The sequence below is a fragment of the Shewanella mytili genome (assembly GCF_046765975.1).
Classification (GTDB): Bacteria; Pseudomonadota; Gammaproteobacteria; order Enterobacterales; family Shewanellaceae; genus Shewanella; species Shewanella mytili.
The window spans coordinates 210,899-227,005 of record NZ_JBKOUD010000001.1; the positions used below are offsets into that span (position 1 = coordinate 210,899).

Below are 16,107 nucleotides of genomic sequence, written 5' to 3' on the forward strand. Positions count from 1 at the left end.
ATTAAGCCTCCGTCGCTTGAATGAGCTCTAGCAACTGCACGCCATCGCTGACCAGTTCCCCTGGATGGAAGAAAAATTCACTCACGGTGCCATCAAAAGGCGCCGCTATGGTGTATTCCATCTTCATGGCTTCCATCACCATCAGCCCCTGACCTGCCTGGACGTTGTCGCCTACGGCCACCAGATGGGTGACGATGGTGCCGTTCATCGGTGCCTTGAGCTGGTCTGCATAGTTGCCTTGTTCCTCTTCCAGTTCATGCTGCAGGGCGCGAAAATGACAGGCGCGAAGCTCGCCGGAGTGGCCAAACAGGGTAAAATCCCCGTCTTGCCGGCTGACAAATTGGGTACTGACATGGCCTTGCACCACACTGCACAGTGTGTCGCCACCTGCTTCATCGCAGCTCAACTTGCCGTCAAGCACCAGGGTTTGGCCATTCAGCGTCAGTTGCCAGCCCTCGGCATTGGCACGTTCGGTCAGTTGCAGGTGGTGCACCTGATGTTCATCGTCCATCAGGGCGATATCATGGCGCTTGGCGCCGTTAAGGCGAAAACCGTTGGCGCTGCCCCAGGGGGAGGTGGGGTCAATGCTTGTTGCCTGCTGGCGGATTGACTCGCGTTTGCGCCACAGCATCTCGTAGAGGGCCGCTTGTGCCAGCAGCGGCAAGGGCAGGGCGCTGTTTTTGACCTGAGACAGCAGTTGCCCTTGATAACGCTCGATAAAATCGGTGCTGAAATCAGCCTTGGTAAAGGCCGGATGGGCGGCGATTTTGCCAAGAAAGCCGATATTGTGCTTCAGGCCCGTGAGTTGATACTCCTCCAGCGCCCGCTGTAAGCGTTGCAGTGCCCGAGGGCGCGATACATCCCAAACAATCAGCTTGGCGATCATGGGGTCGTAAAAATTGGAAATTTCATCCCCCTCACGCACCCCAGAGTCGATGCGTACATGGGCTGACGGCTTGGGCTCCCGCAGGAAATTGAGTCTGCCGCTAGCGGGCAGGAAGTCGTTATCCGGGTCTTCGGCGTAAATCCGCGCTTCAAAGGCATGACCGGCAATACTTACTTGCTCTTGCGTCTGTGGCAGTGGCTCACCGGCGGCCACCAGCAACTGCCAGTGCACCAGATCCGTCCCGGTCACCAGTTCGGTAACCGGATGCTCCACCTGCAAGCGGGTATTCATCTCCATAAAAAAGAAGCTGCCATCTTCCGCTGTTGCCTGGGTGTCCAGCAAAAACTCCACCGTGCCGGCGCCCACATAATCGATGGCGCGGGCAGCGGCCACGGCAGCTTCCCCCATGCGGCGGCGCAAGGCGTCACCAAGGCCCGGGGCCGGGGCCTCTTCCACCACTTTTTGATGGCGACGCTGAATGGAGCAGTCCCGGTCTGACAGATAGATGGTGTTGCCATGGGTATCGGCAAATACTTGCACTTCCACATGGCGCGGCTGCTCCAGATAGCGCTCCAGCAACAGTTTGTCGTTGCCAAAACTGGAAGCGGCTTCGCGGCGGGCCGAGTGGATGGCCGATTTGACCTCTGCCATCTGGCGGACAATGCGCATGCCTTTGCCGCCGCCGCCGAAAGCGGCCTTGATGAGCAGCGGAAAACCGATTTTTTCCGCTTCACTGAGCAGCACTTCATCGCTTTGCTCATCGCCGTGATAACCCGGCACCAGCGGCACGCCGGCATTACCCATGATGATTTTGGCGGCGCTCTTGCTGCCCATGGCTTCAATGGCGTGCGCCTTTGGGCCAATAAACACAATGCCTGCCTGTTCACAGGCAGCGGCAAAAGCGGCGTTTTCCGACAGAAAGCCGTAACCGGGATGAATCGCCTTGGCACCACATTGTTTGGCAATCCCAATGATGACGTCGCCCTTAAGGTAGGAGTCAGCGGGTGCCGAACCGCCCAGATAAAAGGCTTCATCGGCCATGGCAACATGGGCGGCGTGGCGGTCGGCATCGGAATAAAGTGCCACGGTACGCACGCCGAGCTTGTTGGCGCTGCGGATGATGCGACAGGCAATTTCGCCGCGGTTGGCTATCAGGATTTTGTTAAACATCTTGCGTCCTTCCTTGGTCACGGCTTTGGGGGCGGTCATGGGCGGTGCTGGCATCATGTGCCTGCTGCCAGCCGGGTTGGCGTTTTTCGAAAAAGGCATTCAGTCCTTCCTGGCCCTCTTCCGATACCCGAATGCGGGCGATGGCGCGACTGGTGAGGGTTTGGGTGCCTTCATCGGTCAGCCCGTGGCGAATTTCCCCCAGCAGCTGCTTGCAGCAGCCCAGTGCCTGAGGGCTGTTTGCCAGCAGGGCATCCACAAGCGGGGCGGCCGCGGCATCCAGGTTGTCTGTTACCTCATGGACAACCTGCAGTGCCTTGGCCGTATGGGCATCAAAACGCTCGGCGGTGAGCATGTAGCGCCGTGCCTGACGCTCCCCCATGGCGCGGCGCACATAGGGGCTGATAACTGCCGGAATGAGGCCAATTTTTACCTCCGACAGGCAAAAACTGGCATTGGGGGTTGCCATGGCAATATCGCAGCAGCACACCAACCCCAGCGCACCGCCAAAAGCGGCACCTTGCACCAGTGCCAGTGACGGCTTGGGAAATTTGTCCAGGGTGGCCATCAGCCGCGCCAGCTCGGCGGCATCCCTGAGGTTGTCATCCACATTCATTGCGGCTTGTTTGCGCATCCAGTTAAGATCGGCGCCGGCACTGAAATGCTTGCCGCTGGCTTTCAGCAGCAGCACCCGGCAAGCGGGGTCCCGGCCAAGGGACTCCAGCGCATGGATAAGCTCGGCAATCATCACCTCATCAAAGGCATTGGCCAGTTGCGGGCGATTCATGACCAGGGATGACACGCCACGGGTATCGGTTGTTACTGTCAGGTATTGATAATCCATAGTTGCCATCCTTACATGCGGAACACGCCAAAGCGGGTGTCTTCGATGGGGGCGTTCAATGCGGCTGACAGTGCCAGCCCCACCACATCCCGGGTCTGGGCCGGGTCGATAATGCCGTCATCCCACAAGCGGGCACTGGCATGATAGGGGTGCCCCTCTTTGTCGTACTGGGCAATCACGGGAGCCTTGAAGGCGGCTTCCTCTTCGGCGCTCATGGTTTGCCCCTTGCGGGCGAGGCCATCTTTACGCACCGTGGCCAGTACGCCTGCAGCCTGTTCGCCGCCCATCACGGAGATGCGGGCATTGGGCCACATCCACATCATGGTGGGGTCAAAGGCGCGGCCGCACATGCCATAGTTGCCGGCGCCGTAAGAGCCGCCAATCAACACGGTGAATTTGGGCACGGTGGCGCAAGAGACGGCGGTGACCATCTTGGCGCCGTGTTTGGCAATGCCTTCGTGCTCGTATTTTTTGCCCACCATGAAGCCGGTGATGTTCTGCAAAAACAGCAGCGGGATTTTGCGTTGGCAGCAAAGCTCGATAAAGTGCGCGCCTTTTTGCGCCGACTCGGAAAACAGGATGCCATTGTTGGCCACTATTCCCACCGGGTAGCCATGAATACGGGCAAAGCCGCACACCAGCGTGGCACCGTAACCGGCCTTGAATTCGTCGAAATCGGAATCATCCACAAGGCGGGCAATCACCTCTTTGACATCGAAGGGCTTTTTCAAATCGGTGCCGACAATGCCGTAGATCTCCTGAATGTCGTACTTGGGCGGCTTTGCCTGGCTCAGGTGCTGGGCAATCTGTTTTTGGTGGTTGAGGCGGGCGACGGCATTGCGGGCCAGCGTCAGTGCATGCTCATCGTTTTGCGCCAGGTGATCGGCCACCCCGCTGATTTTGGTGTGCACCTCGGCGCCGCCGAGCTCTTCGGCACTGACCTCTTCCCCGGTGGCGGCTTTCACCAGTGGCGGGCCGGCCAGAAAAATCGTGCCCTGTTCGCGGACGATAATCGATTCATCCGCCATGGCCGGGACATAGGCGCCTCCGGCGGTGCAAAGCCCCATGACCACGGCAATCTGCGGAATGCCCTTGGCAGACATGCGCGCCTGGTTAAAGAAAATACGGCCAAAATGCTCCCGGTCAGGGAAGACTTCATCCTGGCGCGGCAGGTTGGCACCGCCCGAGTCCACCAGATAGATGCAGGGCAGGTGGCAGCGCTCGGCTATCTCCTGGGCCCGCAGGTGTTTTTTTACCGTCAGTGGGTAGTAAGTGCCGCCTTTGACCGTGGCGTCGTTGGCGATAATCATGCACTCAACGCCGCTAACCCGGCCGATGCCGGCGATGATACCGGCGGCAGGCACATCTTCGCCATAAACCTCAAAGGCAGCAAACTGGCTCAGTTCCAGAAATGGCGAACCCGGGTCCAGCAGTTTTTCCACCCGGCTGCGCGGGGCCAGTTTGTTGCGGGCCAGATGGCGCTCCATGGCCAGTGCGCCACCGCCTTGGGTGATCTCGGCAAGTTTTTGTTGCAAATCGGCCACAAGTGCTGCCATGGCCGTGTGTTTTTGGCGAAACTCATCGCTGCGAGCATTGATTTTACTGTTAATTTGAGGCACGGCTTGTCATCCTTTTCAACGGGGTGCAACAGGCAAGCGCAAGGCTTCCTGCGGTTGCCTTACTTGGTTTCGTTAAACAGCTCGCGGCCGATGAGCATGCGGCGGATTTCCGAGGTGCCAGCGCCGATTTCATAGAGCTTGGCATCCCGCAGCAGGCGGCCGGTGGCGTACTCGTTGATGTAACCGTTGCCGCCCAGCAGCTGAATGGCATCCAGCGCCATTTTGGTGGCCAGCTCAGCGCTGTAAAGGATGGCGCCCGCTGCATCTTTGCGGGTGGTTTCACCGCGATCGCAGGCTTTGGCCACATTGTAGATGTAGGATTTGGCGGCATTCATGGCGGTATACATGTCGGCCAGTTTGCCCTGTACCAGCTGGAATTCGCCGATGGATTTGCCAAATTGCACCCGCTCGTGCATATAAGGCAGCACAATGTCCATGCAGGCACTCATAATCCCCAACGGGCCGCCGCTGAGCACCACCCGTTCATAGTCAAGGCCGCTCATCAGCACTTTCACGCCTTGATTGAGGCCACCCAGAATATTTTCCTCCGGTACTTCACAGTCTTCAAATACCAGTTCACAGGTGTTGGAGCCGCGCATTCCCAGCTTGTCGAGTTTTTGCGCTTGGGAAAACCCCTTGAAGCCGCGCTCCACAATAAAGGCGGTGATCCCGTGAGGCCCCTTGTCCAAGTCGGTTTTGGCATAAATCACATAGGTGTGGGCATCCGGGCCATTGGTGATCCACATCTTGTTGCCATTTAGGATGTAACGGTCACCTTCCTTGCGGGCGTGCAGTTTCATGGAGACCACATCCGAGCCGGCATTGGGCTCACTCATGGCCAGCGCCCCGATGTGTTCGCCGCTGACCAGCTTTGGCAGGTATTTCTCTTTTTGGGCCTGGTTGCCGTTACGGTTGATCTGGTTAACGCACAGGTTGGAGTGGGCCCCATAGGACAGGCCAATGGAGGCGGAGGCACGGGACAGCTCTTCCATGGCCACAACATGCGCCAGATACCCCATGTTCGCACCGCCAAACGCTTCACTGATGGTGATCCCCAGTAGCCCCATGTGGCCAAAACGGGGCCAGAGCTGATTGGGAAAGGCGTTGTCTTTGTCCACCTGGGCAGCAATGGGGGCAATTTCGTTGTCGGCAAAAGCAGACACTGCATCCCGCAGCATTTCAATGTCTTCACCTAGGCCAAAATTGAGACTGGAATAGCATGGGTTCATGGGGTTGATATCCTTATGGTTGATGAATCGTTATCAGGATGACGTGGGCGACAGCTCTGCGTGTTCCTGAGCCATCTCCTCCAGCGCCTGATGACACTGCACTTCAGCGGAGTTCAGTTCCATCAGCACCACCTTGATGTCGTCCATTTGCTGTTGCAGTGAGGTTTTTTTCTCTTCAATCAATGCCAGCATGGTATTGAGCTGGGCTCGGCTGCTTTTGTCGGCATCGTACAGTTCAAACAGGCGCCGGGTTTCCGCCAGTGAGAACCCCAAACGCTTGCCGCGCAGGATGAGTTTCAGTCGCACCTTGTCTTTCAAGCTGTAGATGCGGGTTTGCCCACGGCGCTTGGGCTTGAGCAGCCCCTGATCCTCATAGAAGCGGATGCTACGGGTGGTAATGTCAAATTCACGTGATAAATCACTGATGGAATAAGTGGTTTGGGGGGTTGGTCGAATCGTCATTGGGTAACACTCAGTTAGCATTGATAACAGCAAGATATATGAAGTTTACGTAAAGGTAAAGTTATCAAATGTGTGAAGTTGAACAAATTTTAAGGGGTGAAATGGTGAAAATATGGCCAAACGGTTAGGCGCAACCTAGGGCTAAACCGCAGTGGCAGCGTGGTTTTAGGCTAACGTCTAATAGGGTCAGATTATAAAAGGGTCTATTAATGAAAACAGAAGGAAGGGGAGTGTAATGCCGAGAGGCGGTCCTTGGGGAGGACAGTTAGATGACAGAACCGGGTTTAGCCCTGTACCAGAAGTCGATTGAAGATAAAGCGACGTTCTGGGGAGAATGTGCCAACGCCATTGACTGGTATCAGCCGTGGGAACAGGTACTGGACGAAAGTAATGCGCCATTCTACCGGTGGTTCAGTAAAGGAACGCTGAATACATGCTATAACGCGGTGGACCGCCACGTAGAAGCGGGCAGAGGGGAACAATTTGCAATCCGTTATTTCAGCCCGGTGACCGACACCGAATACGGGGTGACTTATGCGGAGTTACAGGCTCAGGTGAGCCGGCTTGCAGGCTACATGGCCTCGATAGGTATCACCAAAGGCGACCGGGTGGTCATTTACATGCCCATGGTGCCGGAAACCTTGTACGCCATGTTGGCCTGTGCCCGTCTTGGGGCCATTCACTCGGTGGTGTTTGGCGGTTTTGCCGCCAATGAGCTGGCCACCCGCATCAACGATGCCAAGCCCAAGCTGGTGCTGAGCGCATCTTGTGGCGTGGAGCCATCACGGGTAGTGCCTTACAAGCCGCTGCTGGATAAAGCGCTAGAACAATCAAATCATAAAGTCGAAAGTTGCCTCATCTTGGGGCGCAGCCAATATGCGGCCCAATTGCAGGAAGGGCGTGATTACGACTGGCAACAGGCCATCAAGGATGCCGAACCCGCGCCATGCGTGCCGGTAGAAGCCACCGATCCGTTATACATTCTGTATACCTCGGGCACTACCGGGCAACCCAAAGGGGTTGTCAGGGATAACGGCGGCCATGCAGTGGCTTTGGCCTGGTCCATGAAGCACATCTATAACGTGGAACCCGGCGATGTGTTCTGGGCCGCATCCGATGTGGGTTGGGTGGTTGGGCACTCTTATATTGTCTATGCCCCATTGCTGGTGGGTGCCACCACCGTGCTGTATGAAGGCAAGCCCGTGGGCACACCGGATCCCGGCATTTTCTGGCGCACCATTAAGAAGTATGACGTGAAGTGCTTCTTTACCGCACCTACGGCCATTCGCGCCATCAAGCGTGAAGATCCCAATGGTGATTACATCAACGGGGTGGATTTAAGCGGACTTGAAACCGTCTTCCTTGCCGGGGAGCGTTGCGATCCCGATACCCTGCAATGGGCTGGTAGCCATCTGCAAAAACCGGTGATTGATCACTGGTGGCAGACCGAAACCGGCTGGGCCATTGCCGCCAACCTGATGGGGGTTCAGCCATTACCCATCAAGGCCGGTTCACCCGCACGGGCCGTGCCGGGGTTTCAGGTGGAGGTCGTGGATGAGGCCGGCGAGCAGGTGCCTGCCGGGCAGTCCGGTAACGTGGTGATCAAACTGCCTTTGCCACCGGGTACCCTGACCACCTTGTGGCAGAACGATCAGCGCTACAAGGACAGTTATCTGAGCATGTATCCCGGCTACTATCTGTCAGGTGATGCGGGCTATATGGATGAAGACGGTTATCTGTACATCATGAGCCGTATTGACGACATCATCAATGTGGCAGGACACCGCTTGTCCACCGGCCGCTTTGAAGAGGTGTTGTGCCAGCATCCGGCAGTGGCAGAAGCCGCGGTTATCGGGGTGGATGACAAACTCAAAGGGCAGGTGCCGCTGGGGCTGGTAGTGCTGAAAAACGGCATTGATATCAGTGAGCAGCAGCTGCACGCCGAGCTGGTAACCAAAGTCCGTCAGGAAATTGGCCCGGTGGGAGCATTCAAGCTGGTCAGTGCAGTGCCCAAGCTGCCCAAGACCCGTTCCGGTAAAATTTTGCGGGGCACCATGCGCAAAATTGCCGATAACCAGTCTTACACGCCACCAGCCACGATTGAAGATCCCCAGACACTGGATCTGGTGCGTGATGCCCTGACCCGCATGGGGTATGCAGATGCCTTGCTGCTGCGCCATGCCTGACATCGGCAAATAACGTGTTAACAAAGCCCACAGTAATGTGGGCTTTTTTGTTTTTAAATTTCATTATTTTCAAAAATTTGCGCCAGCTTTCGCTATCTTAATGACAGTTTGTTGGAAAAAAACAACAAAATCTCAGTATAATAGGCCAAATTATGGTGATGAGTCGTGCGCTGACAAAAAGCTCAAGCGCGGTAATTGGTGAGAGTAATGAAGAATTTTGCTGATATTGGGGTTATCGGCCTGGGGGTAATGGGTAAAAACCTGGCCCTCAATATTGTGGATAACGGCTACAAGGTGGCCGCGTTTGATCTGGATGCTGAAAAGGTCAGCGCCGCTGAGCAGCAGGCCCTGAACGAAGTGCCTGCACGGGAGCAGATGCTGCAGGGTCATGATTCCATGCAGGGATTGTTGCAGTCGTTAAGCAAACCCCGGCTGTTGCTGCTGTCCGTGCCGGCGGGCAAGCCCGTGGACGGGGTTTGCCAAGCGCTGATTGAGGCGGGCATTGAGGCGGATGACATTGTCATCGACACCGGCAACAGTTTATGGACCGATACCATTGCCCGGGAGCAGCACTACCGCGGGCAGTTCGTTTTCTTCAGCTCTGCCGTGTCCGGCGGAGAAGTCGGCGCCCGCTTCGGGCCGTCGCTCATGCCCAGTGGCGACCGGGCCGCTTGGGATCATATCGCCCCCATCTGGCAAGCCATTGCCGCCAAAGTGGACAGTCACAGCGGGCAACCCCTTGAGCGCTCGCAACCGGGAGAGATTAATACCGCCGGCGAGCCTTGCACCACTTATATCGGGCCTGCGGGCTCGGGCCATTACGTTAAAATGGTGCACAACGGCATTGAATACGCCGACATGCAGTTAATTTGCGAGGCCTACCAGATTTTGCATCAGGGGCTGGGGCTTGCCGAAAACGAGATAGCAGCGGTTTTTGAGCGCTGGAACCAAGGCGAGCTCAACAGCTACCTGATGGAGATCAGTGCCGAAGTGTTGCGCCAGCATGATCCATTGACCGGCAAGCCGCTGGTTAGCATGATCCTGGACAAGGCCGGACAAAAAGGCACCGGCCTGTGGACTGCGGTCAGCAGTTTGCAAATGGGCTGTCCCGCCCCCACCATTGCCGAGGCGGTGTATGCCCGGGCCATGAGTACGCAAAAAGGTTTGCGCATGCAATTGAGCGGGCAACTGGCAGGCCCTGAAATCCAGGTGGATGACGTCACCCGCAGCGAACTGATTGATGGGCTGGAAGCGGCGCTTTATTGTGCCAAGGTATCGGCTTATGCCCAGGGGTTCCAGCTGATGGCCATGACGGCCAAAGAGCAGGGGTGGCAACTGGACTTTGCCGCCATTGCCCGCATTTGGCGCGCTGGCTGCATTATCCGGGCCGGGTTCCTGCAGACCATTACCGACGCCTATCATGCGGCGCCGGCGCTGGATAACCTGTTGCAGGATAAACACTTTGCCGATGCATTGTCCCAGCAGCAGCCCAAGTGGCGTAAGGTGGTGGCGGTGGCGGTGCTCAATGGCATTTCCGTGCCCTGTATCAGCTCGGCACTGGCCTATTACGATGGCTTTCGCACTAAGGTATTGCCGGCCAACCTGTTGCAGGGGCAACGGGATTTCTTTGGCGCTCACACCTTTGAGCGCACCGACAAGCCCACCGGAGAAAAATATCACCTGAACTGGAGCCTGCCGCAACGCAGCCTGATTAAGGTGGGGTGAAACCCAATAAGGGGCGTGTCATGGCTCATGCCCCTTTTCGGGCAGGCATTGTTAACGCCGTGGCGCTAGACCCATTGCCTGGCAAGAAAAAAGGCTTATCGCGTAAAAAGCGGTAAGCCTTTTTCATTACGGATGGCACAAGCGGCGAGCGCGTTAATGAAGCCCTTTTAGCTGATAACCAATAACACCCTGGCTAACCAATGCGCCTTTGCGGCATTTGATGTCACCTTGGGATGTTCTCTGCAGGCGTTAGAACATCAAACCCACACTGAAAAGGGCGCTGAACATCATGGTCAGTTTGGCCGTTTTGCCCAGTAGCGGGTTAAGGGCTGCGCCGGACTCCTGATAAAAATCAGAGGATAACTTGCGCGCCATAATCAGCGACAAGCCCGCCAGCAATACCGGAAATCCCGGCAGTTGTCCCAGCAGGAAACCGGCAATAATCAACCCGAAAGGGATGTACAGCAGCGCCTGGTACAGCACCCGTGCCTGGGCTTCACCAATGCGTACCGCCAGGGTTTTTTTCCCGGCTTTGGTATCGGTGCGGATATCGCGGGTATTGTTTACCAGCATGATGGCGGCATTCAGCAGCCCCACCGCACAGCCCAGCAGCCAAGCGGCAGTGGTGGTATCGCCGGCCTGCAGATAATAACTGCCCACCACGGCCACCAAACCGAAAAACACAAAGGCGGCCAGTTCGCCAAGACCGTGGGAAGCCAGCGGGTAAGGGCCGCCGCTGTAACCCAATGCGGCCAACATGGACGCGGCAGCCAGCAAGCCGATGGGCCAGCCACCGTGCCCGATAAGATAGGCGCCAACGGCCAGAGACAACAACAGGCATAACGTCATGGCGTTACGCACTTTCACCGGGGAGAGCATGCCGCTTTGGGTAACCCGGGTCGGCCCTACTCGCTCTGGCGTATCAATGCCGTTTTTGAAATCAAAATAATCATTTGCCAGATTAACGGCAATTTGCAGCAACAGTGCGCAGGCCATGGAGGCAATGGCCACTGGCCAACTGAATTTTTCCAGAGGCAGTGCCAGCATATTGCCAACCAACAAGGGACCGGCTGCAGCGGGCAGCGTCCGGGGGCGTATAGCCAGAAACCAAGGATTCATTTTTATCGTTCACATCAACAGACTTACTACTGTTTATAGAATACCAAGAAGCAGTGGCAAAGTTAGCACAATCGGATTAATGCATGTAAAAGAGTTTGAAATAGCGCACATTTGTTGGCCGCCCTTCCAAGAAAAATAGAGTCATAGTAAATCTAGGATGGATGCAAACTAAGTACAACCACGCCGTAAATCTATCCAGGCATCAACATGCTGAGGAGATTGACATGATGCGTTTCCAACATAAGACCGCTGTAGTGACCGGAGGGGCCTCGGGAATAGGCCGGGCTTTTGCCATCGCTCTGGCACAACGTGGGGCAAGGATCATCTTAATTGACAATCGGGATTGTCGGGAAACCGCTGCTGCCATTGCCGCCATGGGGGCAGACGTCAAACATTACCATTGTGATGTGGCTGACGCCGGGCAGGTCACCGATGTATGCACGCAAATTCTGGGGGCATTTCCCAAGGTGGATTTTTTGCTGCTGTGCGCCAATAGGCACCACTCAGCACCACTGGAAAAAATAACCCTGGATGACTGGCAGCGGCAAATGGCGGTCAATGTCACCGGCAGCTTTCTGTTTTGTCAGGCGTTCTGGCCAGTGATGCGTCAGCAGGCCTTCGGCAGGGTGTTAATGCTGACCTGCGCCAGCGGCCTGTTTGGCGATCAGTTTGAAGCGGCCTGTGCCAGCAGCAAGATGGCGTTAATCGGTTTGGTGAACAGCCTGAGCCTGGAAGGGCAGAGCTATAACATCTGTGTCAACAGCCTGTGTACCCAGGTTTCCAATGGCATGGCAGAGTGCCATCTGGCGGATGATGTGGGGGCGCTGTTCTCCATTGAAATGCCGGTAGCCGCCGCCATTTACCTTTTGGGAGACAAAGCGCCATCAGGCCAGCATGTGTTGGCCGCCGCCGGTAGCATCAGTTGCTTGCGGCTGGCCGAAACCCATCCCTGTTACTTTTCGGCCGAAGACTGCACCCCTGAGTCGGTCAGTAAAAACTGGCCAAAATTCAGTCGTGGCCGCCCGCTAAGTTTTCAGAAAAGCGGTGAGGAACAAATGGTTAAGTGGGCCCGTAACGCCAGTCGCGAACACGGCGTGCTACTGGAATAATCCGCTGGCTACTGTATTTACCCTTGGCTCTGGGTTACTCTTGGACGTTACCGATTCACAGTCAATGGGATGATATGAGCCAGGTATTGGATGAACTGTTATCTCTGTTAACGCTGGAACCCATTGAAATGGGGTTATTCCGGGGACAGAGTCAGGATTTGGGTTTTGGGCATGTGTTCGGGGGCCAGGTGATGGGGCAGGCGCTCAGCGCTGCCAGACAAACGGTTCCCCTTGAGCGGCAAGTGCATTCGTTGCATTCCTATTTCTTGCGCGCCGGCGATGAAACCTTGCCGATTGTTTATGATGTGGAAAACATGCGCGACGGTGGCAGTTTTAGCGCCCGTCGGGTAAAAGCCATTCAAAAGGGGCGGCCGATTTTTTATATGGCGTGCTCGTTTCAGGAGCCGGAAGACGGCTTTGATCACCAGGCACTGATGCCTGACGTACCGGGCCCCGAAGGGTTGATGAACCAACAGGCGCTGGCCATGACCATGCGCGACAAGGTACCGGCAAAAATTCTGGAAAAGTTTCTTGCCGATGCCCCCATTGAAATGCGCATGGTCAATCCCTTGAATCCGCTATCGCCCAACGCCAGCGACCCTACCCGTTACATCTGGATCCGGGCCAATGGTGCCTTACCGCCCCAGCATTGCATGCACGATTACCTGTTGGCCTATGCGTCTGATTTTAATTTTCTGGTTACGGCGGTTCAGCCTCATGGGGTTTCGTTCTTGACCCCGGGCATTCGCATGGCCACCATCGATCATTCCATGTGGTTTCACCGGCCGGTGGATCTCAATGAATGGATATTGTATGCGGTGGATAGTCCCAATGCCTACGGTGCCCGTGGTTATGTGCGGGGACAGTTTTTTAATCAACAGGGCACGCTGATAGCGTCAGCCGCGCAGGAAGGGCTGATCCGCATGACCTCGGTGAAAAAGGAAAATTAATGCATGCGAATATGGAATAAATTGCTGATAGCCGCCGGATTCCTGGGGCTGGCAGGGTGTGTGACGGTAGAGCCGGCCACGCCTGTGGTGGTCAATGGCGCGGCGTCCTATCGTGAACGGATAATGTTGCCCGAAGGCTGCCGCATTACCATGGCGATTATTGATTTGGATACGCCCGGTGCCATTGTGGCCCAAAAATCTTTTAATGTTGCCAGGGTGCCGGTGCCTTTCAAGTTCATTCTGCCGGCAGAAAGCATCAATGACAAAATCAATTACGGTGTGGTGGCCATGATCCAGTATCAGGGGCGGGTGATTTTCCAGACCTATGACCGCTACCCGGTGATCAATAACGGCAAACAGACCACGGAAGTGATCATGAAAGCGGTGCCGTTGGAGAACCTGCAACGTTAATCCCGATGTGCACGCACTTAGTGTTACATGACTGGGTTAATCATCATGGGCGAAGCTCGTGGATAGCGCCCGTGGATAAAAATGGTAGAGAACGTGCGTAGGTAACATTTGCGGGTTCAGCCCAGTGATAAGGTTGAGAAATAAAAAAGAGGTGCCAGCTGGCACCTCTTTTTTTATCCGGGGCAATGCTTACCTGCATCATGTGTTGTCTGCATCATTGCCGGGCAGGGGCTTGATGGCCTCTTGCTTGCCCGGCGGCACTTTTGCCTGCGTTTTCAAAGGTGGTTACACCCGGAACACTTCAATTTGCTGTTTCAGGGCGGCGGCCACATCCGCCAGCTCTTTGGCGGCATTAACCGTGTCATTGGCACGGATATCGCCCTCTTTTGCCAGCTCGGTTATCTGATGCAGGTTGCGGGTGACCTCTTCTGCCACGGCGCTTTGCTGCTCGGTGGCGCTGGCAATGCTGCTCACCGAGATGGCCAACGCGGCGATGCGATCGGTAATGGCACTAAGCTGCTCGTTGGCGGCATCCCCTTGCTCGGCAGAGCTGCACCCCAACTGATGGCTTTGGGTCATGCGCTCTGTGGTGTCTTTCACTTTTGCCTGCAGGTGTACAATGGTCTGGCTGATTTCGGAAATGGAGGCCTGGGTGCGGCTGGCCAGGGTGCGCACTTCATCGGCCACCACCGCAAAGCCACGGCCTTGTTCACCGGCGCGGGCGGCTTCAATGGCGGCGTTAAGGGCCAGCAGGTTGGTTTGCTCGGCAATGCTGTTAATCACATCGGTAACGGTATTAATGGCTTCGCTTTCTTTGGCCACCTCTTCTACCGCTTGCTGGCTTTGGCTGAGCTGTTGCTCCAATGTATTGAGGCTGTTGACCACTGCCAGCAGTTGCTGGTGGCCTTCCCGTGAGGCGTTATCCACTTCGTTGCTTTGCTCGGCACTTTGCCCTGCGTGGTTGGCCACATCCCGGATGGAGGTGGACATCTCTTCAATGGCGGTGGCAATCTGATCGGTCTGCCCCATCAGCGCTTTGGCTTCCTCGCCGTTGAGCTGGGCTATCTGCTGCGCTTGCTCGGCCTGATAATCCAGCGCCTTGACCGAGTTCAGCAGTTCGGTGATTAAGGTGCGCAGGTTCAGCGTCATCTGGTGCACGCTGGCGGTGATGCGGCTCACTTCATTCTGACTGTGGGCATCGGTAGCCGGCGGGTCAATGCTCAAATCGCCTTGTCCCAGTTGCTGCATGTGTTGCTGCAGGCGGCGCAGGGGCTTGACCGTATTCACCAACACCATGGATAACAGCGCGGTAATGGCAATGATGCTGACAACCGAAATGGCCACATTGATTTGTAGCAGCGTGTTACTTTCCTCGTTCAGCTCTGCCGCATCCACCTTGCCTACCAACAACCAGTCCCAGCCGGGGATGTCATCGCTGAGCGCCACCATATTCGTGCCGTCATTTTGCTGGTAGTGCTCAAAGTCGTGATGGGTTTTCATGCTGTCAAGCGGCATGCCGGCCAACTGGGCAGCGCTGGGGATGGTGCCGGGGGCGAGGGCCTTGTCGGCCACCACCGAAAGATCGCGCAGTTTGAGCAGCATGTAACTGCCGGTTTCTTCAATGCTCAGGTGGTTAACGGTTTGCTGGATTTTTTTCATGGCTTCGCTGATATCAAAGCCGATATAGAGGATCCCGACCACATTTCCCTGAGGGTCTTTCAGCGGGTTATATACCGTCATGTAGTCGCTGCCGAACAAGGTGGCATAGCCTTCGTAGGTTTCGCCCCGGAGCAGTTTTTGGTAGCCGGGATGGTTTTTGCCAAGATAGGTGCCCAGCGCCCGTTTGCCGTCGGCCTTTTTCAGCGAGGTGGAAATACGCAGGAAATCATCGCCATCTTTCACAAATACCGTGGCGGTACCGCCGGAGAGCTTGGCAAAGCGGTCCACTTTGCTGATGGATGAGTTGATCATCTCAGACTCATGTTTCAGTGCCGGGGTAGCGTTCCCGAGCACGGTAACCGTTTGCCCTTCGGGTTTGTAAAATTTGCCTGGATACATGGCCCGGAATACCTGGGCGTTACGCTGGGCAATCACCAGCAGTGACTGGTATTGCAATGCCAGTAACTCGTTGACACTGTGCATCTGCTTGGTCATGGCCGACAAAGCCTTATCTTTCAGCGCGGTGGCGGCGGTGTGATAGGAGATGGTGCCCACTATGCCAAGCACCAGCACCGTGAGTATGAATGCCAGTGTCCCAATCTGTTTTGCTATAGGCCAGTTGCGATAGTTCATCTTGTTATCTCTAGTTATGGATAGTAATGGCCCACTTTAATTTCCCCGATGCACATTACTGAATGTAATGCATTAAAGCGGGTGGTTGCTCAAGAACGAAAACAATAC

Annotated in this window: 12 protein-coding genes; 5 read left to right on the forward strand and 7 right to left on the reverse strand. The window is 55.9% G+C overall.

Annotation, left to right across the window (positions count from 1 at the left end):
• Nucleotide 1 precedes the first annotated feature (1 nt).
• The 5 genes from ACIDEJ_RS00905 to ACIDEJ_RS00925 are packed head-to-tail and all read right to left on the reverse strand — an operon-like array spanning nt 2 to nt 6,207.
• Nucleotides 2-2,056, reverse strand: coding sequence for an acetyl/propionyl/methylcrotonyl-CoA carboxylase subunit alpha (locus tag ACIDEJ_RS00905; protein ID WP_411986560.1), 2,055 nt, complete (start codon nt 2,054-2,056; stop codon nt 2-4).
• Nucleotides 2,049-2,906, reverse strand: coding sequence for an enoyl-CoA hydratase-related protein (locus ACIDEJ_RS00910; RefSeq protein ID WP_411986210.1), 858 nt, complete (start codon nt 2,904-2,906; stop codon nt 2,049-2,051). Before ACIDEJ_RS00910 ends, ACIDEJ_RS00905 begins: the two co-directional genes overlap by 8 nt.
• 2 nt (nt 2,907-2,908) lie before the next feature.
• Complete coding sequence (locus ACIDEJ_RS00915; RefSeq protein WP_411986211.1) at nt 2,909-4,516, reverse strand: carboxyl transferase domain-containing protein; 1,608 nt, start codon at nt 4,514-4,516, stop codon at nt 2,909-2,911.
• 59 nt (nt 4,517-4,575) lie between these two features.
• Nucleotides 4,576-5,745 carry an isovaleryl-CoA dehydrogenase gene (locus ACIDEJ_RS00920; RefSeq protein ID WP_411986212.1) on the reverse strand — a complete coding sequence of 390 codons (1,170 nt, stop codon included), beginning with the start codon at nt 5,743-5,745 and terminating at the stop codon, nt 4,576-4,578.
• A 33-nt stretch (nt 5,746-5,778) separates the two neighbouring features.
• A complete protein-coding gene (locus tag ACIDEJ_RS00925) occupies nt 5,779-6,207 on the reverse strand; it encodes a MerR family transcriptional regulator (protein WP_411986213.1) in 429 nt (142 codons plus the stop codon).
• Between the two features lie 269 nt (nt 6,208-6,476).
• On the opposite strand from ACIDEJ_RS00925, the gene ACIDEJ_RS00930 reads away from it, so the two are divergent.
• Together ACIDEJ_RS00930 and gndA are read left to right on the forward strand one after the other, a co-directional pair.
• The gene (locus ACIDEJ_RS00930; RefSeq protein WP_411986214.1) at nt 6,477-8,393 is read left to right on the forward strand and encodes a propionyl-CoA synthetase; all 1,917 of its coding nucleotides are present in this window, start codon (nt 6,477-6,479) and stop codon (nt 8,391-8,393) included.
• A 207-nt stretch (nt 8,394-8,600) separates the two neighbouring features.
• Nucleotides 8,601-10,118, forward strand: a complete 1,518-nt coding sequence (gene gndA / locus ACIDEJ_RS00935) for an NADP-dependent phosphogluconate dehydrogenase (RefSeq protein WP_411986215.1) — start codon at nt 8,601-8,603, stop codon at nt 10,116-10,118.
• A gap of 249 nt (nt 10,119-10,367) precedes the next feature.
• Here the strand turns inward: gndA and ACIDEJ_RS00940 are convergent, their stop codons facing one another.
• Nucleotides 10,368-11,237 carry a 1,4-dihydroxy-2-naphthoate polyprenyltransferase gene (locus ACIDEJ_RS00940; RefSeq protein WP_411986216.1) on the reverse strand — a complete coding sequence of 290 codons (870 nt, stop codon included), beginning with the start codon at nt 11,235-11,237 and terminating at the stop codon, nt 10,368-10,370.
• Nucleotides 11,238-11,461: 224 nt separating this feature from the next.
• Here ACIDEJ_RS00940 and ACIDEJ_RS00945 point away from each other — a divergent pair, with 224 nt between their 5' ends.
• The 3 genes from ACIDEJ_RS00945 (at nt 11,462) to ACIDEJ_RS00955 (ending at nt 13,707) form a co-directional block, all read left to right on the forward strand.
• The gene (locus ACIDEJ_RS00945; protein ID WP_411986217.1) at nt 11,462-12,346 is read left to right on the forward strand and encodes an SDR family NAD(P)-dependent oxidoreductase; all 885 of its coding nucleotides are present in this window, start codon (nt 11,462-11,464) and stop codon (nt 12,344-12,346) included.
• 74 nt (nt 12,347-12,420) lie between these two features.
• Nucleotides 12,421-13,296 (forward strand): acyl-CoA thioesterase II, encoded by an 876-nt coding sequence (gene tesB, locus ACIDEJ_RS00950; protein WP_411986218.1) that lies wholly within the window; start codon nt 12,421-12,423, stop codon nt 13,294-13,296.
• A gap of 3 nt (nt 13,297-13,299) precedes the next feature.
• Entirely contained in the window at nt 13,300-13,707 is a 408-nt protein-coding gene (locus ACIDEJ_RS00955; protein WP_411986219.1) for a YbaY family lipoprotein, read from the forward strand.
• A gap of 285 nt (nt 13,708-13,992) precedes the next feature.
• Here the strand turns inward: ACIDEJ_RS00955 and ACIDEJ_RS00960 are convergent, their stop codons facing one another.
• Entirely contained in the window at nt 13,993-15,999 is a 2,007-nt protein-coding gene (locus ACIDEJ_RS00960) for a methyl-accepting chemotaxis protein (RefSeq protein WP_411986220.1), read from the reverse strand.
• Nucleotides 16,000-16,107 lie beyond the last annotated feature (108 nt).

Bases quoted from the DNA above. Each gene is read 5' to 3' on its own strand.
- tesB (WP_411986218.1), top strand. From the start codon at position 12,421: ATGAGCCAGGTATTGGATGAACTGTTATCTCTGTTAACGCTGGAACCC.
- ACIDEJ_RS00940 (WP_411986216.1), bottom strand. From the start codon at position 11,237: ATGAATCCTTGGTTTCTGGCTATACGCCCCCGGACGCTGCCCGCTGCA.
- ACIDEJ_RS00925 (WP_411986213.1), bottom strand. From the start codon at position 6,207: ATGACGATTCGACCAACCCCCCAAACCACTTATTCCATCAGTGATTTA.
- ACIDEJ_RS00930 (WP_411986214.1), top strand. From the start codon at position 6,477: ATGACAGAACCGGGTTTAGCCCTGTACCAGAAGTCGATTGAAGATAAA.
- ACIDEJ_RS00920 (WP_411986212.1), bottom strand. From the start codon at position 5,745: ATGAACCCATGCTATTCCAGTCTCAATTTTGGCCTAGGTGAAGACATT.
- ACIDEJ_RS00905 (WP_411986560.1), bottom strand. From the start codon at position 2,056: ATGTTTAACAAAATCCTGATAGCCAACCGCGGCGAAATTGCCTGTCGC.
- ACIDEJ_RS00960 (WP_411986220.1), bottom strand. From the start codon at position 15,999: ATGAACTATCGCAACTGGCCTATAGCAAAACAGATTGGGACACTGGCA.
- ACIDEJ_RS00955 (WP_411986219.1), top strand. From the start codon at position 13,300: ATGCGAATATGGAATAAATTGCTGATAGCCGCCGGATTCCTGGGGCTG.
- ACIDEJ_RS00910 (WP_411986210.1), bottom strand. From the start codon at position 2,906: ATGGCAACTATGGATTATCAATACCTGACAGTAACAACCGATACCCGT.
- ACIDEJ_RS00945 (WP_411986217.1), top strand. From the start codon at position 11,462: ATGATGCGTTTCCAACATAAGACCGCTGTAGTGACCGGAGGGGCCTCG.
- gndA (WP_411986215.1), top strand. From the start codon at position 8,601: ATGAAGAATTTTGCTGATATTGGGGTTATCGGCCTGGGGGTAATGGGT.